Source organism: Paraburkholderia terricola, from assembly GCF_003330825.1.
GTDB classification, from domain to species: Bacteria; Pseudomonadota; Gammaproteobacteria; order Burkholderiales; family Burkholderiaceae; genus Paraburkholderia; species Paraburkholderia terricola.
Genome location: NZ_CP024941.1, coordinates 3,933,113 through 3,951,509, shown reverse-complemented (window position 1 = coordinate 3,951,509; position 18,397 = coordinate 3,933,113). Strand labels below are relative to the sequence as shown.

Annotated in this window: 19 protein-coding genes, 1 tRNA gene and 2 riboswitches; of the genes, 4 read left to right on the top strand and 16 right to left on the bottom strand. The window is 64.5% G+C overall.

What is annotated here, in order from left to right; translation table 11 throughout:
* Window positions 1–123 precede the first annotated feature (123 nt).
* The 5 genes from gcvP to CUJ90_RS17915 all read right to left on the bottom strand — a co-directional run bounded on the left by gcvP (window position 124) and on the right by CUJ90_RS17915 (window position 6,790).
* The gene (gcvP, locus tag CUJ90_RS17935) at window positions 124–3,060 is read right to left on the bottom strand and encodes an aminomethyl-transferring glycine dehydrogenase (protein ID WP_114163355.1); all 2,937 of its coding nucleotides are present in this window, start codon (window positions 3,058–3,060) and stop codon (window positions 124–126) included.
* Window positions 3,061–3,130: 70 nt separating this feature from the next.
* Window positions 3,131–3,511, bottom strand: coding sequence for a glycine cleavage system protein GcvH (gene gcvH, locus CUJ90_RS17930; protein ID WP_114163354.1), 381 nt, complete (start codon window positions 3,509–3,511; stop codon window positions 3,131–3,133).
* 63 nt (window positions 3,512–3,574) lie between these two features.
* Window positions 3,575–4,693 (bottom strand): glycine cleavage system aminomethyltransferase GcvT, encoded by a 1,119-nt coding sequence (gene gcvT, locus CUJ90_RS17925; protein WP_114163353.1) that lies wholly within the window; start codon window positions 4,691–4,693, stop codon window positions 3,575–3,577.
* Window positions 4,694–4,772: 79 nt separating this feature from the next.
* Window positions 4,773–4,925, bottom strand: a riboswitch (glycine riboswitch).
* Window positions 4,926–4,967: 42 nt separating this feature from the next.
* A riboswitch (glycine riboswitch) is annotated at window positions 4,968–5,052 on the bottom strand.
* A 181-nt stretch (window positions 5,053–5,233) separates the two neighbouring features.
* A complete protein-coding gene (locus CUJ90_RS17920; protein WP_114163352.1) occupies window positions 5,234–5,584 on the bottom strand; it encodes a hypothetical protein in 351 nt (116 codons plus the stop codon).
* 156 nt (window positions 5,585–5,740) lie between these two features.
* Window positions 5,741–6,790, bottom strand: a complete 1,050-nt coding sequence (locus CUJ90_RS17915) for an oxidoreductase (RefSeq protein WP_114163351.1) — start codon at window positions 6,788–6,790, stop codon at window positions 5,741–5,743.
* Between the two features lie 351 nt (window positions 6,791–7,141).
* On the opposite strand from CUJ90_RS17915, the gene CUJ90_RS17910 reads away from it, so the two are divergent.
* Window positions 7,142–9,232, top strand: coding sequence for a UvrD-helicase domain-containing protein (locus CUJ90_RS17910; RefSeq protein WP_114163350.1), 2,091 nt, complete (start codon window positions 7,142–7,144; stop codon window positions 9,230–9,232).
* A 168-nt stretch (window positions 9,233–9,400) separates the two neighbouring features.
* Window positions 9,401–9,982, top strand: a complete 582-nt coding sequence (locus CUJ90_RS17905) for a hypothetical protein (RefSeq protein WP_114163349.1) — start codon at window positions 9,401–9,403, stop codon at window positions 9,980–9,982.
* An 88-nt stretch (window positions 9,983–10,070) separates the two neighbouring features.
* On the opposite strand, the gene CUJ90_RS17900 is transcribed toward CUJ90_RS17905, so the two are convergent.
* Window positions 10,071–10,991, bottom strand: a complete 921-nt coding sequence (locus CUJ90_RS17900; protein WP_114163348.1) for a c-type cytochrome — start codon at window positions 10,989–10,991, stop codon at window positions 10,071–10,073.
* 274 nt (window positions 10,992–11,265) lie between these two features.
* Here CUJ90_RS17900 and CUJ90_RS17895 point away from each other — a divergent pair.
* Window positions 11,266–11,341, top strand: a tRNA-Arg gene (locus CUJ90_RS17895).
* A gap of 54 nt (window positions 11,342–11,395) precedes the next feature.
* Here the strand turns inward: CUJ90_RS17895 and CUJ90_RS17890 are convergent.
* The 10 genes from CUJ90_RS17890 to CUJ90_RS17845 all read right to left on the bottom strand — a co-directional run bounded on the left by CUJ90_RS17890 (window position 11,396) and on the right by CUJ90_RS17845 (window position 17,854).
* Window positions 11,396–12,430: a tyrosine-type recombinase/integrase gene (locus CUJ90_RS17890; RefSeq protein ID WP_244220029.1), complete on the bottom strand. Its 1,035-nt coding sequence runs from the start codon at window positions 12,428–12,430 to the stop codon at window positions 11,396–11,398.
* The gene (locus CUJ90_RS33260) at window positions 12,343–12,645 is read right to left on the bottom strand and encodes a helix-turn-helix domain-containing protein (RefSeq protein WP_244220028.1); all 303 of its coding nucleotides are present in this window, start codon (window positions 12,643–12,645) and stop codon (window positions 12,343–12,345) included. Before CUJ90_RS33260 ends, CUJ90_RS17890 begins: the two co-directional genes overlap by 88 nt.
* A gap of 604 nt (window positions 12,646–13,249) precedes the next feature.
* Window positions 13,250–16,048 carry a toprim domain-containing protein gene (locus CUJ90_RS17880; RefSeq protein ID WP_114163346.1) on the bottom strand — a complete coding sequence of 933 codons (2,799 nt, stop codon included), beginning with the start codon at window positions 16,046–16,048 and terminating at the stop codon, window positions 13,250–13,252.
* 2 nt (window positions 16,049–16,050) lie between these two features.
* Entirely contained in the window at window positions 16,051–16,326 is a 276-nt protein-coding gene (locus CUJ90_RS17875) for a hypothetical protein (protein WP_114163345.1), read from the bottom strand.
* Window positions 16,323–16,523 carry a hypothetical protein gene (locus CUJ90_RS17870; protein WP_114163344.1) on the bottom strand — a complete coding sequence of 67 codons (201 nt, stop codon included), beginning with the start codon at window positions 16,521–16,523 and terminating at the stop codon, window positions 16,323–16,325. The genes CUJ90_RS17875 and CUJ90_RS17870 overlap by 4 nt, the downstream gene beginning before the upstream one ends.
* Before the next feature lie 44 nt (window positions 16,524–16,567).
* Window positions 16,568–16,765 (bottom strand): hypothetical protein, encoded by a 198-nt coding sequence (locus CUJ90_RS17865; RefSeq protein ID WP_114163343.1) that lies wholly within the window; start codon window positions 16,763–16,765, stop codon window positions 16,568–16,570.
* 5 nt (window positions 16,766–16,770) lie between these two features.
* Complete coding sequence (locus CUJ90_RS17860) at window positions 16,771–16,989, bottom strand: hypothetical protein (RefSeq protein ID WP_114163342.1); 219 nt, start codon at window positions 16,987–16,989, stop codon at window positions 16,771–16,773.
* Between the two features lie 84 nt (window positions 16,990–17,073).
* Window positions 17,074–17,322 (bottom strand): Ogr/Delta-like zinc finger protein, encoded by a 249-nt coding sequence (locus CUJ90_RS17855; protein ID WP_114163341.1) that lies wholly within the window; start codon window positions 17,320–17,322, stop codon window positions 17,074–17,076.
* Between the two features lie 13 nt (window positions 17,323–17,335).
* Window positions 17,336–17,614, bottom strand: coding sequence for a DNA-binding protein (locus tag CUJ90_RS17850; RefSeq protein WP_083085982.1), 279 nt, complete (start codon window positions 17,612–17,614; stop codon window positions 17,336–17,338).
* 3 nt (window positions 17,615–17,617) lie between these two features.
* Window positions 17,618–17,854: a hypothetical protein gene (locus CUJ90_RS17845; RefSeq protein ID WP_114163592.1), complete on the bottom strand. Its 237-nt coding sequence runs from the start codon at window positions 17,852–17,854 to the stop codon at window positions 17,618–17,620.
* Window positions 17,855–17,928: 74 nt separating this feature from the next.
* Here CUJ90_RS17845 and CUJ90_RS17840 point away from each other — a divergent pair, with 74 nt between their 5' ends.
* The gene (locus CUJ90_RS17840) at window positions 17,929–18,372 is read left to right on the top strand and encodes a helix-turn-helix domain-containing protein (protein ID WP_114163340.1); all 444 of its coding nucleotides are present in this window, start codon (window positions 17,929–17,931) and stop codon (window positions 18,370–18,372) included.
* The last annotated feature ends 25 nt before the right edge of the window (window positions 18,373–18,397 follow it).

The following is an 18,397-nucleotide window of genomic DNA, read 5'->3' as shown; positions in this document are numbered from 1 at the left end:
AACTCCTCGTTAGGCTGATTCGGTGTGTGATGTTAGCCGTTTGCGGCCATGAACGACAGAAGCGCGGACGGCGCCGCGCACCGCCCGCCTACGGCCCGCGGACAGTGCGCGGGCAACTCGCCCTTACTCGTAGTCCGCGACCGGCACGCACGAACAGAACAGATTGCGGTCGCCGTACACGTTGTCCGCGCGGCCCACCGGCGGCCAGTACTTCTTCGCGATCAGCGTGGGCAGCGGATATGCGGCGGCTTCGCGCGCATACGCATGCGTCCATTCGTTGGCGATGACCACCGCCGCCGTATGCGGCGCGTGCTTGAGCGGATTGTCCTCGCGGTCGGAGCGGCCGTCTTCGACCGCGAGGATTTCCTCGCGGATCGCGATCATCGCTTCGATGAAGCGGTCGAGTTCTTCCTTCGACTCCGATTCGGTCGGCTCGACCATCAGCGTGCCCGGCACCGGGAAGCTCATGGTCGGCGCGTGGAAACCGTAGTCGGCGAGGCGCTTGGCGACGTCGTCGACGGTGATGCCGCTCGTCTCCTTGATGGGACGCAGATCGAGAATGCACTCGTGCGCGACCAGTCCACCCGGGCCCGAATACAGCACCGGATAGTGCGGCGCGAGTTTCTTCGCAACGTAGTTCGCGTTGAGAATCGCGGTTTCGGTGGCGGCCGTGAGATTCTTCGCGCCCATCATCGCGATGTACATCCACGAGATCGGCAGAATCGACGCGGAGCCATACGGCGCGCCCGACACCGCGCCGATGCCGTTCGGCGCGCGCTCATAGCCCGACGAAATCTGGTTCGGCAGAAACTGCGCGAGATGCGCGCCGACCGCGACCGGACCGACGCCCGGTCCGCCGCCGCCGTGCGGAATGCAGAAAGTCTTGTGCAGGTTCAGGTGCGAGACGTCGCCGCCGAACTGGCCCGGCGCGGTCAAGCCGACCATTGCGTTCATGTTCGCGCCATCCACGTAAACCTGGCCGCCGTGCGCGTGCACGATCTCGCAGATTTCACGCACGTTCTGCTCGAACACGCCGTGCGTGGACGGGTACGTGATCATGATCGCCGCGAGCTTGTCGGCGTGTTGATTGGCCTTCTTCTTCAGGTCTTCGATATCGACGTTGCCTTGCGCGTCGCAGGCGACCACCACGACCTGCATGCCGGCCATTTGCGCCGATGCCGGGTTGGTGCCGTGCGCCGAAGCCGGAATCAGGCACACGTTGCGATGCGCTTCGCCGCGCGACGCGTGATAAGCGTGGATGATCAACAGACCGGCGTACTCGCCTTGCGAACCCGCGTTCGGTTGCAGCGACACCGCGGCGTAACCGGTGGCCGCGACCAGCATCGCTTCGAGCTGATCGATCATCTCGCGGTAGCCGACGGTTTGCTCGGCCGGCGCGAACGGATGGATCTGACCGAATTCGGGCCACGTGACCGGCAGCATTTCGGAGGTCGCGTTCAGCTTCATCGTGCACGAGCCGAGCGGGATCATCGAGCGGTCGAGCGCGAGGTCCTTGTCCGCCAGGCTGCGCAGATAGCGCAGCATTTCCGTTTCCGAATGATGGCGATTGAACACGTGATGCGTGAGATACGCGCTAGTGCGTTCCAGCGCGGCCGGCACCGAGGCGGCGTTCGACGCGGCGACGGCCGCATCGAGCGCGTCGATTTGCGGTACGTCGCTGACGAAGGCCGCTTGCGCGAACACGGCGAGCAGGTCGGCCAGATCGCGGCGCGAAGTGGTTTCGTCGATCGACAGGCCGACTTGCGTGTCGCTCACGCGGCGCAGATTGATGCGCCTCGCGGTTGCGGCGTCGTGCAGCGCTTGCGTGCGTGCGCCGGTTTCGAACGTCAGCGTGTCAAAGAAGGTTTCGTTGACGAGCGTGTAGCCGAGTTGCTTCGCGCCCTCAGCCAGCACCGCGGCGATGCGGTTCACGCGCAGCGCGATCGTCTTGAGACCGTGCGGCCCGTGATACACCGCGTACATGCTGGCCATGATCGCGAGCAGCGCTTGCGCGGTGCAGACGTTCGAGGTCGCCTTCTCGCGGCGGATATGCTGCTCGCGCGTTTGCAGCGCGAGACGCAGCGCGGGATTGCCTTGCGCGTCGACCGTCACGCCGACCAGACGCCCCGGCATTTGACGCTTGAACTCATCGCGCACCGCGAGGTAAGCCGCATGCGGGCCGCCGAAGCCGACCGGCACGCCGAAGCGCTGCGTATTGCCGACGGCCACGTCCGCGCCCCATTCGCCCGGCGGCGTGAGCATGGTGAGCGCGAGCAGATCGGCGGCGACCACCACATGGCCGCCTGCCGCGTGGATCGCCTCGGTGAGCGCGCGGTAGTCGCGCACGTCGCCGTTCACGCCCGGATATTGCAGCAGCACGCCGAACACGTTGGCGTTCGCGGCTTCGGCGGCCGGGCCCACTTTCACTTCGATGCCGACCGGCGTGGCGCGCGTCTTCACCACTTCGATGGTTTGCGGCAGTACGTCGTCGGCGACGAAGAACACGTTCGACTTCGGCTTGCCGATGCGTTGCAGCAGCGTCATCGCTTCGGCGGCGGCGGTCGCTTCATCGAGCAGCGACGCGTTCGAGATCGCGAGACCTGTCAGGTCGACGATCATCTGCTGGAAGTTCAACAGCGCTTCCAGACGGCCTTGCGAGATTTCCGGCTGATACGGCGTGTAAGCCGTGTACCACGCCGGATTTTCGAGCACGTTGCGCAGGATCACCGTCGGCGTGTGCGCGTTGTAATAGCCCTGCCCGATGTACGAGCGGAACACCTGGTTCCTGTCCGCGAGTTCGCGCAGCGCGGCGAGCGCTTCGGCTTCGCTCTTCGGTTGCGCGAAGGGGCCGAGCGGCAGCGTTTCGGTGCGGCGGATCGTCTTCGGAATGACGGCGTCGATCAGCGCGGCGCGCGACGCGAAGCCGAGGGCTTCCAGCATCGACTGCTGGTCGGCCGAATCCGGGCCGATGTGCCGTTCGGCGAAGGCGTCGTGCACTTCGAGCGCCGCGAGCGAGAGAGGTGTGCGGTTCATCAGACGATCCGGGTGTTCGAGCTTCATGGTGTTCCTGGCGGTGCGGCGCGCCACGCCTCGTGGCCGCCGCACCTGACGGTTTAAACGAGTAGGTGTATCAGGCGCCGATGGACTTTGAGTACGCGTCGGCGTCGATCAGACGATCTTGCGCGGCGTCCGAAGCGGGCTTGATCTTGAAGAGCCAGCTTTCGTACGGCGCGGTGTTGACCGAATCCGGCGTGTCGGCCACGGCCGTATTCGCCTCGATGATCTCGCCCGAGACCGGCGCGTAGATATCGGAAGCGGCCTTCACCGATTCGATCACCGCGACGGTGTCGCCGGCGATCACGGTCTTGCCCAGTTCCTGGACTTCGAAGAAGACGATGTCGCCGAGCGCTTCCTGCGCGTGGTCGGTGATGCCGACCGTCAGCGTGCCGTCCGCTTCGGTACGGACCCATTCGTGCGATTCGGTGTATTTCAGATCGGCCGGGATGCTCATCGGATGCTCCTATGCGGTGTGATTCGGTATGGGCTTAAAAGATATGACGCACGCGCCGGCTGCTTAAACCGCGAGCACTTTGCCGTTGCGCACGAACGGCAGTTTTACCACGCTTGCGGGAAGGGCTTTGTCGCGGATCTGCACGTGAACGGTGTCGCCTGGCTGCACGCCTTTCGGCACGCGCGCGAAGGCGATCGATTCCTGCATGGTCGGGGAAAAAGTGCCGCTGGTGATTTCGCCAACGCCCTGCGGCGTGACGACTTTTTGGTGAGCACGCAGCACGCCCGCCGCCTTGCCGTTGTCCTTTTGCAGGATCAGGCCGACGAACGCCGCCTTCGAGCCCTCGGCTTCCAGCTTGCCCTTGCCGACGAAGTCGCGCGGCGAGGCCAGGTCGACCGTCCAGGCGAGGCCGGCGTCGAGCGGCGAGACGTTGTCGTCCATGTCCTGGCCGTACAGGTTCATGCCGGCTTCGAGGCGCAGCGTGTCGCGCGCGCCGAGACCGGCCGGGCGCACGCCTTGCGCTTGCAGCGCGTTCCACAGCGCGATCACGTGATCGGCCGGAACGATGATTTCGAAGCCGTCTTCGCCGGTGTAGCCGGTGCGCGCGACGGTCAGCTCGCCGAACGGCGTTTCCATGATGCGCGCGGCGTTGAAGGGCTTCAGCGCTTCGGTGGCGGCGCGCGCGGCCGGCACGGTTTGCCAGGCTTTTTCGCGCGCGTTCGGGCCTTGCACGGCGACGATCGCGTAATCGCGGCGCGGCGTGATGGTGAGGCCATAGCTGCCTTCGGCGTTGAGCTGGCCGAACCAGGCGATGTCCTTCTCGGCGGTGCCCGCGTTGACGACCACGCGAAAGTGGTCCTCGCCGAAGTAATAGACGATCAGATCGTCGATCACGCCGCCATTCGGATTCAGCAGACAGGAGTACAGCGCGCGGCCCGGCGTTTGCAGCTTGCCGACGTTGTTCGCCAGCGCATATTCGAAGAAGGCGCGCACGCGCTCGCCGGTGAAATCGACGACGCACATGTGCGAGACGTCGAACATGCCGGCGTCGGTGCGCACGGCGCGGTGTTCGTCGATTTGCGAGCCGTAGTTGACGGGCATGTCCCAGCCGCCGAAATCGACCATGCGGGCGTTGAGCGCACGATGGGTGGCGTTGAGCGGGGTGTGTTTGAGTTCGGTCATGGGGCCTCTGGCATCTCGCGAAACAAAAAAGGCCATGCGGCGCGACGCCTCGCGGCGTGTGCCTGCGAGCGTGGTTCTGCATGACCCCTCTGTCCTCGATACCTGAGAGATTGCGCTGCCGCGGCCGGCTTGCCGGATCACGGTGAACGCGCGCCCCTTCGGTGGGCAGCTTGCCGAGCCTGCACGCTTTAGACGATGCAGACGGCTACTGCCGCTCTCCAGAGTGCGAAAAACCTGGCCCTCGATGTTGCCTGGACGCGGGTTTTTCGACGCGGTCGGTCCTTTTGCCTGAGAGTTTGCGGGTGTGCCCCTTCGGCGGCGCGGCCTGCGGTTTTCAGCGGCCAGCGCGCTCTCCCGACGCGTGCGGCGAATGTACGCGAGGGCCGGGGGCTTGTCAAATAAAGGCCCGCAAGGGGCGTGGCGGTTGACGCGGCGGGATCCCGCGCGTCAAAAAAAGCGCGCGGGACGTGGCGCCGCGCGCGCTTGCTGCTGGTTTTCATGCTCGAAGCCGAACCGGCGCGACGGGCGCCGATCGCGCGACTATTCGCCGATGGCGCGCGCCGCGTTGTCCAGTTCCTGATTCAGCACGCGCTGTTCGTCGCCGGACAGGCCGCCGCCGTGTTGCGCGGCCATGTCGCGCGCTTCCTGGCGGATCACGTCCAGCCGGTGATGCAGCGCGCCGCCTTGCGGTGGCGGGTAGTAGCCCTGATTCACGCGGTTGTCGATGCGGCGGCCCAGGTTGTCGATGCGGCCTTCGACCTGGTGCAGACGCTGGTCCGCGATCTGCTGCGGGCTGGGACGCGGCGCCGATGCGGGTTGCGGCGCCACCACGCAGGCGGCGAGCGAACTGAGCAAGGCGCAGGCGGCAAGTGCGCGAATGAGACGGGGCATGGGCTCTCCAGAAGTCGTTGTCGTTTCTCGTACTGCTGGAGTAGCAACGGCTCACCGAAGCTTCGCGCTGACCGGGCGCGCGGCGTTATTTGTAACGTTATGTTCCTTTCGGGACCGTCAGGTTTTCTGTCCGCGCGGCGCTGCGTACGCAACCGCTCAGCGAATGCGCTCGAACGGCAACCGGATGCCTTCTTCCGAACTGCGCGCCGCAAGCTCGATGATCGTCATCACGTCGACCGCGTCCTGAGGGCTGACGGGGAACTTCACGCCGTTCTGGATCGCGTCGGCCAACGCGACATAGAAACCGACGTAATCGCCATTGCGCGTCGGCACTTCGCGCTCGACTTCCTGATCGCCTTCCAGCACACGCATGATGCCTGCCGCGTTGCCCGCGCCGAAGCCGTCGTCGCCTGGCCGCAAGCCTGCCTTCAACTGGTCTTCCTGCGTATCAAGCTCGTATTTCACATAGCTGCCGCGCGTGCCGTGGATCGCGAATCTCGGCGCGATCAGCGCGGTCAACGCGCTCGCATGCAGCACCACCTCGAACCCGCCGTAGCCCAACTGAATGTGCACGTAGTCCGGCGCGCTCGCCTGGTCGCGATGCGTGCGCACCGTGGCCGACACGGTTTGCGGCGGGCCGAACAGCGCCAGCGCCTGGTCGATCAGATGCGGGCCGAGGTCGAGCAGCAGGCCGCCGCCGCGCGAAGCCTCCTCGCGCCAGCGCTGCCTCACCTCCGGACGGAAGCGGTCGAAATGCGATTCGTATTGCGTGACGCGGCCCAGCTTTCCGCTGGCGAGCAGGTCTCGCACGGTCAGAAAATCACCGTCCCAGCGGCGGTTGTGAAACGGCACGAACAGCTTGCAGTGAGCGAGTGCGATGTTGGCGAGCGTATGGGCGTCGGCGGCGCTCAATGTGACCGGCTTGTCGACCACCACGTGCTTGCCCGCTTCGAGCGTGCGGCGAGCGAGGTCGAAGTGCGTGTCGTTGGGCGTCGCGATCACGACGCACTCGATTTCGTCGAGCGCCAGCAGCGCGTCGAGATCGGCCACCACCTTGGCGTGCGGATAATCGGCGAGCGCGCGCTCGGGCTGGCCCGTGGCGATGGCCGCGACGCTCGCGCGCCCGCAGTGGTCGATCACCGGCGCATGAAAGGTCGCGCCGGCAAAACCGTAACCCATCAATCCAATCTTCAGCGATGCGGACATGCGTGTCTTCCTGCAAAAAACGGCGCGCCGCTTTGCCACCGCGGCGGCGGCGCGCAACGACGTAATTGTGGCATGGGCTGCCGGGAGACGGTTGGCGGCGGGCGTGGAAGACCGGCTGAGCGCATGGGCGTCGGGGTGCCTGGTCGCTGTTTTTATCGCACTCAGCCGCCGGAGACTTCCGTGTTAACATCGCTCCTCTCGCGCGAATCGCTGCCAGCCGGAATGCCCCTCTGTCCCACACGAGGCGCCCGTTCCAGCCGCTGCGGCATGCCCCCGGGCCTCGGTCCTGGCGACTCCGCAGCCAAGCGCTCCCAAACCGCCGCGCTCAACCGCATTACCCATCCACAGACGATGTCCGCAGGCCTGAACCCCGCTCAAAATGAAGCGGTCCGTTATCTCGACGGTCCGTGTCTCGTGCTCGCCGGCGCAGGCAGCGGCAAGACGCGCGTGATCACGCAGAAAATCGCGCACCTGATCGAAGCCAAGGGCTTCGAGCCGCGCCACATCGCCGCCGTCACGTTCACGAACAAGGCCGCGGCGGAAATGCGCGAGCGCGTGGGCAAGCTGCTCGAAGGCAAGACGCTCACCACGCCCGGCAAGGAAGGCCGCAAAGTGCCGGTCAACCAGTTGACGGTGTGCACCTTCCACTCGCTCGGCGTGCAGATTCTGCGGCAGGAAGCGGAACACGTCGGCCTGAAGCCGCAGTTCTCGATCATGGATTCGGACGACTGCTTCGGCATGATCCAGGAGCAGGTCGGCTCCACGGACAAGGGCTTCATCCGCAAGATCCAGTCGATCATCTCGCTGTGGAAAAACGGCTTGATCATGCCGGAAGAAGCGATCGCGATCGCCGCGAACGAGGACGAGCATCAGGCCGCGATCGTCTATCGCAACTACGTGGCGACGCTGCACGCGTATCAGGCGGTGGATTTCGACGACCTGATCCGCCTGCCCGCCGAGCTCTTCGCGAACAACGAGCCGGTGCGCGATCGCTGGCAGAACAAGCTGCGCTATCTGCTGATCGACGAGTATCAGGACACCAACGCGTGCCAGTACGAATTGCTCAAGCAACTGGCCGGACCGCGCGCGGCATTCACGGCGGTGGGCGACGACGACCAGGCCATCTACGGCTGGCGCGGCGCGACGCTGGAAAACCTCGCGCAGCTCGGCAAGGATTTCCCGAAGCTGCATCTGGTGAAGCTCGAGCAGAATTACCGCTCGACGGTGCGCATTCTCACCGCCGCGAATAACGTGATCGCGAACAACCCGAAACTGTTCGAGAAGAAGCTGTGGTCCGAACACGGCATGGGCGACTCGATCACCGTCACGCCGTGCAACGACGAAGAGCACGAAGCCGAGTCCGTGGTGTTTCGTCTGTCGGCGCACAAGTTCGAGCGGCGCGCGAATTTCCGCGACTACGCGATCCTGTATCGCGGCAATTTTCAGGCGCGCATCTTCGAACAGGTGCTGCGGCGCGAGCGCATTCCGTATGTGCTGTCCGGCGGCCAGTCGTTCTTCGATAAAGCCGAGATCAAGGACATCTGCGCGTATCTGCGCCTGATCGCCAACGCGAACGACGACCCGGCGTACATCCGCGCGATCACCACGCCGCGGCGCGGCGTCGGCAATACGACGCTCGAAGCGCTCGGCGCGTTCGCGGGCCAGGCCAAGGTGTCGCTGTTCGAAGCGGTCTACATGGGCGGGATCGAAGCGCGCCTGTCGCCGCGCCAGATCGAGCCGATGCGCGTGTTCTGCGATTTCATGCAGCGCCTCACCGATCGCGCGGAAAAAGATCCGGCCGGCCCGCTGCTCGACGAACTGATGGACGCGATCCATTACGAAGCGTATCTCTACGACACCTTCGACGAACGCCAGGCGCAGTCCAAGTGGCAGAACGTGCTGGAGTTCATGGAATGGCTCAAGCGCAAGGGCACCAAGGCCGAGCCGGACGGCGCGGCGCAAGCCGAGGCCACCGGCTACGACACCGCCGACGGTCTCGGCGACACCGGCAAGAATCTGCTCGGCCTGATCCAGACCGTCGCGCTGATGTCGATGCTCGAAGGCCGCGAGGAAGATCCCGACGCGGTGCGCCTGTCGACGGTGCACGCGTCGAAGGGTTTGGAGTATCCGCACGTGTTTCTGGTCGGCGTCGAGGAAGGCATCATGCCGCACCGTGGCGGCGCCGAGGACGAACCGATCGACGACGCCCGCATCGAGGAAGAACGCCGCCTCATGTACGTCGCGATCACGCGGGCGCAGCGCAGCCTGCATCTGAACTGGTGCAAGAAGCGCAAGCGCGCGCGAGAGACGGTGGTGTGCGAGCCGTCGCGCTTCATCCCCGAAATGCTGCTCGACGATGCTCCGCCGCCCACCGCGGAAGAAGCGCCGATGTCGCCGAAAGACCGGCTCGCGAGCTTGAAGGCGCTATTGCAGAAGCCTTGAGCGCGGCGGCGAGCGCGCACGCCGCGGCGCTCGATTTGCTCGATTTGCTCGCTTCGTTCGCAAGACCCCGCGCGTGGCAGGTGCTTCGGCGGTTTTGCCAGGCGCTCGCGCTACAGTGGCGCGGCTCGTCAATGAACCGTTGACGGCCGTTACCTGGAGACCGTTCGCATGACGCCGCCGCTCGCAGCCTATCGCCGCGCACTCGAAACCTACATCGACGCGAAAGACAACACGCGTGCTCAGCGCATCGCCGAGGCTTTCGCCGCGGAGGCGGTGCTCACCATTTCGCTTGCCACTTCAGCTATCGCGTTTCCGGCGCGCACCGTCGGCGCGGAGGCGATTGCACAAACGCTCGTCAGCGATTTCGGCGCGCAATACGCGCGGTGCCGCACCTATTACGTCTGCGATGCGCTTACGGTGGACGGCGGCGCGATCGACGCGCTGCCGTGGCTCGTGGTGATGCGCGAGCGGACGAGCGGCGCGTTGCGTGTCGGTCATGGCGTGTATCGATGGCGCTTCGATCAGACGCCGGTTGCTACGGGCTTTCACATTCACATTGCACGCATGGACGTGGTGCCGGATGCCGATGGCGCCCTGCTCGGTGCGTTGCAGGAAGGGTTGAGCTATCCGTGGCTCGCTCCTGCTGAACTGCATGCGCGTTTCACGGCGCTGGCTCGTTCCACGCCGGCGCTGGCTTTCGTCGAGGCGTTCAGCGTTCCCGCCGCAGTTGCGTTGCATATCGGCGCTTGAATCCCAACGCCTCGCGGATAAAAAAATCCCTGCCCGTGTCGCCACGGAGCAGGGATTTTTCGATCGGCGATATGCGCTGAAAGCGCGCTTATTTCACCGCACTGACCATGTAGTCGACGGCGGCTTTCACGTCGGCGTCGGGTGCGGTCGAACCGCCCTTGGGCGGCATGGCGCCCTTGCCGTGCAGCGCGTAGTTGTAGACGGTGTCCATCGGCTCTTTCAAGCGCGGCGCCCACGCTTCCTTGTCGCCGAACTTCGGCGCGTTCAGCACGCCGGCCGCGTGACACGCCTGGCAAACCTGCTGATAGAGCGCCTTGCCCGCTTGCGAGGCGTCCGCGCTTTGCGCGCCGCTTGCAGCCGGCGCGGCGGTTTGCGACACGCTGGCCAGCGCCGCCATTGCGGCGGCGGCCTGGGTCGCGGCTGCGTCCGAAGCGCCTGCCGGAGCCGCTGCCGCGGCGGTGGCGTCCGAGGTGGCGGCCGCGCCGGAGGCTGCGGCCGCACCCGCTGCCGGTTGCGCCGGTTCGGGGAAGCTCGCGCCGGAATTGTTCGCCATGTAAGCCACCGCGCGGGCGATTTCGAAGTCGCTGTAGTCGTCCGGGCTGGTGCCGCCGCGCGCGGGCATCGCGCCCTTGCCGGCGAGCGCCGTGTGCAACAGCGTGTCGAAGCCTTGAGCGATGCGCGGCGCCCAGTCGGCGGTATTGGTGAATTTCGGCGCGCCCGCCGTACCCGCCGCGTGACACGCGGCGCACACGGCCTTGTAGACTTCCTCGCCGGACTTGTAGACGCGCGGCGCGTTGGCGTCGCGAATGTCGACCTGGGCGATGGGTTTGATGCGGGAGGCGACTTCGGCTTCGGAGAGACTGTCGGTGCCGGCGCCGGTGCGGGTCGAATTGTCGACGTAGTAAGCCAGCAGGACGATGATGACGATCGGCACAGCAAACCCGGCGATGACCGCGGCGATGAGCTGTCCTGGGGTTTTGATCGGGGCTCCGTGTGGTGCTTCGCTCATGCTTGTCTCGTCTCCGTGGGTATGTGAGCGGTACAGCGCGACGGCAACTTCTTCTTCTTGATCGGCCACGGAGGATTATAGACGCAAGCTTTCGCCGACGGCGAGGGCCGCGGCGAGGTGTTCAGCAGGCGTTTACCCGCATCGGACGAAGTGGCGCGAAGGCGCCGGAAAGCGCTTCACGGGCCGTCCGGTGGACGGTTTGGCCGAAACCGGGTATTCTTTCGGTCTCGCTTTGGCGTCGCATCCGTTCAGGTTGTCGCGCTTTAGTGTTGAAGCGCCCGTAGCTCAATGGATAGAGTACTGCCCTCCGAAGGCAGGGGTTGCTGGTTCGATCCCAGCCGGGCGCGCCAATAGCCACAAGGCTTTCAGCGGTTTCCCTTCCTCACCGTTCACCGTCATTGCAGCTAAATTGCAGCTAGCTGCGGTTTTGCCGGCAGTGCCGTCATCGGCTGCACCCACTGCGCCAGGTGATCGGCCGACAGGTGCGCATACCGCTGCACCATTTCCATCGTTTCCCACCCTCCAAGTTCCTTCAGCACCTGGATGGGGGTGCCGCGTTGCACGTGCCAGCTTGCCCAGGTATGGCGCAGATCGTGCCATCGGCAGTCACGGATGCCGGCCCGCTTCAGCGCTTTTTTCCACGCCGCAGTGACGGTCTGATAGACCGGTTTGCCGTGGTACACGAACACGCTTTCGACGTGCTCGGGCTTGCGCTTCTTCGCGCGCTGCCGCCGCAGCACCGCGACCGCCGTATCCGATAGCGGCACCGTGATCGCCTTGCGGGCCTTCGCCTGGTCCGGATGAATCCACGCGACACGCCGCACCAGATCGACCTGTGACCATTGCAAACCGGTCACATTGGAACGGCGAAGGCCGGTTTCCAAACTGAACTGCGCCATGTCGGCCAGGTGCGTCGGCAGCTCGGCAAGCAGCTTCTCGGCTTCCGCCGGTGTCAGCCAGCGAATCCGCTTTGATACGACCTTCGCGCGCTTCGTGACGGGAGCACGATCGAGCCACTCCCATTCGACCGCCGCATTCAGCACCGCTTTTAGGACGCCGACGACGCGATTCACTGTGCCGGCGCTGACATTACGCCCAAGCTTCTTGGGGCCTTTGCGTGTTTGCACCACACGTGGTTCCATCCGCTTCGCATGCGCGATCGCATCAATCTTGTTCCGGTCGATATCGGTCAGCAGCATGCCCGACAGATGTTGATCAAGCCAGCGCAGATGCGTCTTTGAAGTCTCAAGACTTGCGAGGCCTTCACGATCGCTGATGTAACGGATCACCGCATCATTCCAGGTGTAGCGCGGCTTGTGGCCGAGCCGCGCCTGATTCCAGAGATCCACTCTCAATCGATCGTAAAGCTCCTGCGCTTGTTCTTTGTTGCTGGTGCCAGTGCTCCCCTGTATTGGCGGACCGCCGCCAGGGGGGTACAGCTTGTATTGCCAGTTTGGGCTCGTACTACGCTTATAGAGCGACATGTTTCTTCTTCCTTACCGTGGTCGCCCTGCACAACTCGCGGAGTCCATTCTCCTGCGAGGTAGCGCTCCAGGGCAACCGTCGAGAACATCCAGCGCTTACCCACTTTCCGGCCGGGCAGTTCGCCGGCCCTCACCTTGAGCCTCACTGTCTCCGGATGCGCACCGAGCATCGCGGCGGCTTGAACGAGATCGACGGTACTCATCGGTGGGTCTCCAGACGGGCGCGCAACGGGGGTACACGCAGCGCAACTCGTGGACACGTGGATGGCATGGGGCATGTCCATAACCTTTTGATTTCAAATGAATTGCCTGCCATCAATTGCCATGGGTTAGCTGGTTCCGTGTTGTCTAACTCGTGGCCTAAAAAATAGGCAGCGTGTCTGACTCGTGGCAAAACAGCGGTAACTCGTGGCGCGTGTGCGTGGCTGATTCCTCGCACTTCACAGCCTTCTTTCTTCTTTTCTTTCAATAAATTAGAGAGAGAAGAGGAAGGAGCGGCGCGGCAAAATGAAAAAAACGGACTCGTGGCAAAACTCGGGTGACTCGTGGCAAAACTGGGGCGACTTGTGGCGGCAGTCCTCTCAACAATCAATGACTTACGCGCGCACCCCCCCGAAAACCACGAGTTATCTGCACTGCCTACCCGTACCCATCGGCCAATTTCGCCCACCCGGCCTTCCGCCTTCCCCGTTCGCGCCATTGCACGGCCGTTCTGGCTCGCGGCCGGCGCGGCGGGAGAGGAGAGGGACTGCGCGCGCGAGCGCTGAGAATTCGTCATGCGCGGCCTCGGTGTTCGACGGCATCAGTCGCCAGGTCTTCGCGCACGGACACGTGCAGACCAAAGCCCGCGAGGCGATCGAGCGAAACCGGCGTGAGGTACGGCACGCGGCGGGTGTAGATGCGCCGCTCGACTTCCTTCTCGCCGACCACGACGCCGGCGTGATGGAGCTGGCGCTTGAACACGCGATCGGATTTCACGGGCAGACCGTTCCACTTGTCGCGCAGCGCGCTCGTGTGCGCGATGTGATCCATCACGTGTCCGGTGCGCAGCAGAATGCAGAACTCGCCGTCGACCGTATCGAAGGTGTACGGGTGCTTGTAATTGCCGCCGTCGATTTCGGACAGCACGGTTTCGAGAATCCAGACCCACGGCTCGCGGTCGGCGCTTGTTTCGGCGATGTGGCTGTTCATTTCGGCCGTGAGGTCGCGCGGGAAGTCGCCTTCACTGGGATCCATGCCGGCGAACTCGCACAGGTATCGCCATGCGAGACCCACGGCCGCATAGTTACCGGCCATGCGAAGCGCGCCGTCGTCGGCGCCGCTTGCGCGACAGGCGGCGAGGCAACGCTCGCGGATGGCCCGATACTGGTCGAGCACGTCGCGCCTGTTCAGGCCGGTCAGGAATTCGAGCCATTGGCGCAGCGGGAAGCGCGGCAGATCGTCGGGCAGCATCGGCCCACGCTTGCCGGTGAGCGACGTGCGGATCAGCTTGCCGAGCAGGCTCTTTACGGGCACATCCTCGCCGGCCAGCATCACGGGCGCGCACAACAGGTATTCCGTCATGTCGGTGCCGCGACGCGTGACCGTGTACTGGTAGTTCTCCTGTAGCAGACCAACGGCCTTGTCGATCACATCCTGCCGACGTGCGGACAGCTCTTCCCAACCGACTGGATGGCTCGTGTGGCTGATACTCGTCAGGAGCCGGAATTCGGTCTGTAGGCTTTGTCCGGAAAACATGGTGAAGGCGATCGTGCGTTCGAGCCGTTTGATGAGCGTCGACTTACCGGCGCCCTTGTCGGCCTGCACCGTCATGTGCGGCCAGAACCCGAGCAGCGCTTTCAGGTGGCCGCCGAGTGCCCACACGAGCGGGATCGTCGCCGCGTTCTGCCTGAACGTCTCCTGATATGCCGCGAGCACACGCCGCGCGTCACTGACCGGACCCGCTGGAAACGACAGGTTGTGATACGGACACTGCTTGTCGGCTTCAGTGAAATAGCAATCCGGGCCCTCGTTGACAATGAGCTGGCCGTCGCGCCAGGCGAGGCCCACGAAGTTCGCCGCGTGCCGTGCGCCAAGGTCCGCGCCGCGCTCCAGGATGTTCACCATGCGTTTGAACGGTGCCGGTGCCCAGATCGGCCCGAACTTGGCCCACTGGTCGGTATTGTGGAGCTGGTCATCCATCATCACGCGACGAATGAGCGTCGGACCGTGGCGCGGCGCCTGTACGGACACGGCGAAATACACGGTCGGCGCCTGGTCGGCGTCGCCCGTCATGGTCGACGTCGCGCTCGCCACTGAAACACGGCTCATGGAGGCGATACGAAAGCCGCACAGGTCGGTCGTCACGGGTGTCTCGACGCCGCTTTCCTCGTTGCGCTCCATCTTCGCAATGTAGCTGGTGAAGTCGGGCCGGGTGCGGAAGCGCCAGTATTGCGCGAAGTCGTGTGAAGGCAGGTAAATGCGCGGGCGACCCTTGCGGGTCTCATCGCCAGCCATGCCGGCAATCAGCCACGGCTCGTACTGCTCAAGCGCGCGTTGCAGTTCGCGAGCGCCGCGCAGTTGCAGATAGTCGTTTGCGTCGTTGATCGGCTTGCGGATCTTTTCGCCGTCCGCCAGGTCGGCCAGCCACCCGGACTGGTCGACCATCACGGCGCTGATATTCAGGCTCGTAAGGCGTTCGTACAGCGTCCACGCGGCCTCGGGGCCGGGGCGGTGTCCTGCGCGCGGATGGCCGTCTGCGAATGGCTCATCATTGTCTAGGCAGATCACAACCTGCTTGCCGCGCAGAAACGAAAAATCGATGCCGTCAACGTTCGCCAGGCCGCGCATCGCGAACGCGGCCGTGCCGGGAATGCTGCACGAGTCGATCGACAGCGCATTGATCGCGCTTTCGACGACGATCACCCGCTTCGCCTTGTCGAGCCGTCGCACATCGGCTGTCCAGCCGTAGCCGGACTTCTCGCCTTGCGTCTGCGTCTTGACGCCGCCGTTGATCGTCGGATCGAGATAGCGCATGTCGACGGCCACGACGTGCCCCGGATTCAGTGTGCGGACGATGAATGCGGCGGCCGGCCCGCCGTGGCCGACTTCGCCGGGCTGCGCCTTCGGGCTGGTCCAGTCGTTAAAGCCAAGCGTTCTGGCCGCGATCGCGGCGTCGATTGCTGTGTCGGAGATTCCGCGCCCGGTCAGGTAGTCGCGCACGCGTGCGCGTTCGGCGAGGCATCGGTCAGCGATGAATTCCACCGTCGATTTCTCGCGGCGATCTGCGGGCGCGGCCGGCCGGTCGAACGGGATACCGTAGGCGTCATGCAGGAACCGGATTGCGTCGGCGACGGTGCCGCCGCGCACGAAGATCACCAGATCGATGCAGGAGCCGCCCTGGTCGGCGCTATGGTCGCGCCAGCCGGTGCCGTGCTTCGGGTGATTCTGGTAGATCGAAAGCGACGGGCTCTTGTCCTCGTGCTGGGGCGAGTGATAGAGCGCCTTGTCGCCGCCGCGCCCGCGCTTAAGTCCGAGGCGATCGGCGAGGTCGTGCAGATCGATGCGTTGCTTGAGTTCTTCGATCGAGGCCATTGTTATACGCGTTGCTGTGACTGGGGAACAGACGTTTCGACCGGATTGCTGTCCGTGGCCGGACTGAATACGACAGCCTTCAGCGCGTCCGACGAGTGCGGGAACGCTAGGGCAAGGCGGTCGCTCAATGCAGCGACAAAAAGGCCGATGGTGCATTGACGTTCCAGACTGCCGGGCCGGCTATCGAAGCGCAGCACGCCAGCCGCGCGAACGATTGCCGCCATGAGCGCGGCGTCGTGAGGCGTGGTCGTATGGTGGTGGGCATTCTTGCGATTCATGCAGCCTCCCGTACCGGAACGGACCACGCGAGCGCGGCAATGAGGACGATCAGCGACGCGAAGCCGATCGCGATGGCTGTGAGCGGGCCGAACCGATCGGACGTGCGGCGCAGTGTGAGCGCCGCTGTCCAGGTCATGCCAGCGAGCGAGAAAGACAGCATTAGCAAGATGCCGAGGCTGAAGACGTAGGTTTTCATGGCGGTGTCCTTGGGGGGCGCCGGCGGTCGGCGCGGGAGTTGGGTTATTCGTCGCGATCGTTTGCGGCGCGACGCTTCGCGTCATTGCGGCGGCGGTCGTGTTCGCGGGCCTGCATGGCGCGCGCGGCGCTTTCCACCACGCGGTGCACAGCCCGGTGACGCATCGACGACTCGAAGTCGCCGACCATCCGCAGGCGTTGCCACGCCGCACGCAGTTCGGCTTCGGTGATGGGCGCGCGCATCGCAATCAGTGCAGCGTGGTCAGTGTCGGCGCGAGCACGGGCATGCCGGCCTCGCAATCCCAACGGCAGCCGAGCACATAGCCGAGGCGGTGGACCATGCCGACGAACACGAACGGATCGATGTCGGCGTGCCAGAGGACGCGCAGATACGCGCGGCGCTTGTCCATCGACAGCGAGGCCGGATCAAACGGCAGGACGAGCGGGGCAGCAGCGAGGGTTGCCATACAGTTCTCCTTTTTTCGGGCAAAAAAAGTCCCTCGCGCCGGACAGGCACGATGCGAGGGAAAACGGGGATCGGGGAAGGAGCGCTAGACCGGCAGTTCTAGCTGCTCGGCCAGCCGGTCACGCACGTGGGGCGATAGCGGCAGGTTGAGCGACAGGTTCGGCATCGCCGACGGCGACAGCGTGCGCGCAAACTCCATATTCACGACATACGTGTGACCGCACTCGGGGTTATTGCACATGAATGTCACTTCGCGGAATGTGAGCGACATATCCCGGCTACTGCGCGCCGTGGCGCGTGTCCGGCAGTGGGGGCAGCGATTCAGGATGCGCATGAATGGCTCCGCGTCAGTGTTTGCCGCATTCGCCGTAGCCCTGGCGTGCGCACTCACAGTGGACGCCGACTTCGCCGAGCGTGGCGACGGCGTCGAGGTACTTGCGTGTGACGAGCACGAAGCCGACGGCCGCGACGAGCGTGTCGATCTTGTCGATCACGACACCTTGCCCGCCGCTCAGGAAGCGGCTGACCTGCGAGTCGTCCCAACCGATCGTCTGTTGTACGTCGTGGCGCCTGGGGCCGTTCAGCGCCTGGCGCAGGGCGGGTTCGATGCGAGCCGGGGTTCTCATGGCTCAATGACCCGCAACAGTATTTGCGTGCAGTTGAGCAGTAGAGCCGATAACCTTGGCCCTGTACAGATCAACGCCTTCAAGATAGATCAGACGCGCGACGCTGGAGATCGATCGGTTCTGGACCCCGGCGAGCTGCTCGAGCATCTGACGTTCGTCGGGCATAAGGCGCACATAGACGGGCTTGCTGGACAACACGCCGCGCGGCGAACGTGTTGTAGGCGCTTTCTTCAGAGGCATGGCGGTATACTCCCTGTCATTAACCTTGCACAAAACCGATAATACACACCAAACGGTGTGTATGCAATACGAAAATGAACCAAACGGAAAGTATTGGTGATCGACTACGTGAAGAGCGCAAGCGCACCGCGCTGTCTCAGCGCGCCTTCGCGGAAAGCGGCGGAGTGACGGAAAAGACACAGGTGCTGTACGAAAAGGGCGAGCGCGTGCCTGACGCACACTATTTGGCGCGTATTGCGGCGATCGGCGTCGACATCCTTTACATACTGACGGGGCAGCTCAATACGTCGACGCTTTCGCCGGATGAGGGCGACCTGGTGCGTCGATATCGCGAAGCGCCTGAGGCGGTCCGCGCAGCCGGATTGGCCGCGTTGACGGCCGGCGCGGCACCGACGAAGTACCAGCAGAACTTCGAGGGCGCAAATATCGGGCAGCAGGTGAGCGGCGATGTGGGCGCCCCGTTCACGATCAACATGGGTAACGCGCGGAAGAAGCGCGGGAGCGAACAGAAAGATTGAGCTGTTGGAAGTAGGGCGGCGGGGC

What these genes read in the sequence shown, in the direction of transcription:
- gcvP (WP_114163355.1), bottom strand. Translation starts at nt 3,060, where the DNA reads ATGAAGCTCGAACACCCGGATCGTCTGATGAACCGCACACCTCTCTCG.
- gcvH (WP_114163354.1), bottom strand. Translation starts at nt 3,511, where the DNA reads ATGAGCATCCCGGCCGATCTGAAATACACCGAATCGCACGAATGGGTC.
- gcvT (WP_114163353.1), bottom strand. Translation starts at nt 4,693, where the DNA reads ATGACCGAACTCAAACACACCCCGCTCAACGCCACCCATCGTGCGCTC.
- CUJ90_RS17920 (WP_114163352.1), bottom strand. Translation starts at nt 5,584, where the DNA reads ATGCCCCGTCTCATTCGCGCACTTGCCGCCTGCGCCTTGCTCAGTTCG.
- CUJ90_RS17915 (WP_114163351.1), bottom strand. Translation starts at nt 6,790, where the DNA reads ATGTCCGCATCGCTGAAGATTGGATTGATGGGTTACGGTTTTGCCGGC.
- CUJ90_RS17910 (WP_114163350.1), top strand. Translation starts at nt 7,142, where the DNA reads ATGTCCGCAGGCCTGAACCCCGCTCAAAATGAAGCGGTCCGTTATCTC.
- CUJ90_RS17905 (WP_114163349.1), top strand. Translation starts at nt 9,401, where the DNA reads ATGACGCCGCCGCTCGCAGCCTATCGCCGCGCACTCGAAACCTACATC.
- CUJ90_RS17900 (WP_114163348.1), bottom strand. Translation starts at nt 10,991, where the DNA reads ATGAGCGAAGCACCACACGGAGCCCCGATCAAAACCCCAGGACAGCTC.
- CUJ90_RS33260 (WP_244220028.1), bottom strand. Translation starts at nt 12,645, where the DNA reads ATGCTCGGTGCGCATCCGGAGACAGTGAGGCTCAAGGTGAGGGCCGGC.
- CUJ90_RS17880 (WP_114163346.1), bottom strand. Translation starts at nt 16,048, where the DNA reads ATGGCCTCGATCGAAGAACTCAAGCAACGCATCGATCTGCACGACCTC.
- CUJ90_RS17875 (WP_114163345.1), bottom strand. Translation starts at nt 16,326, where the DNA reads ATGAATCGCAAGAATGCCCACCACCATACGACCACGCCTCACGACGCC.
- CUJ90_RS17870 (WP_114163344.1), bottom strand. Translation starts at nt 16,523, where the DNA reads ATGAAAACCTACGTCTTCAGCCTCGGCATCTTGCTAATGCTGTCTTTC.
- CUJ90_RS17865 (WP_114163343.1), bottom strand. Translation starts at nt 16,765, where the DNA reads ATGCGCGCGCCCATCACCGAAGCCGAACTGCGTGCGGCGTGGCAACGC.
- CUJ90_RS17860 (WP_114163342.1), bottom strand. Translation starts at nt 16,989, where the DNA reads ATGGCAACCCTCGCTGCTGCCCCGCTCGTCCTGCCGTTTGATCCGGCC.
- CUJ90_RS17855 (WP_114163341.1), bottom strand. Translation starts at nt 17,322, where the DNA reads ATGCGCATCCTGAATCGCTGCCCCCACTGCCGGACACGCGCCACGGCG.
- CUJ90_RS17850 (WP_083085982.1), bottom strand. Translation starts at nt 17,614, where the DNA reads ATGAGAACCCCGGCTCGCATCGAACCCGCCCTGCGCCAGGCGCTGAAC.
- CUJ90_RS17845 (WP_114163592.1), bottom strand. Translation starts at nt 17,854, where the DNA reads ATGCCTCTGAAGAAAGCGCCTACAACACGTTCGCCGCGCGGCGTGTTG.
- CUJ90_RS17840 (WP_114163340.1), top strand. Translation starts at nt 17,929, where the DNA reads ATGAACCAAACGGAAAGTATTGGTGATCGACTACGTGAAGAGCGCAAG.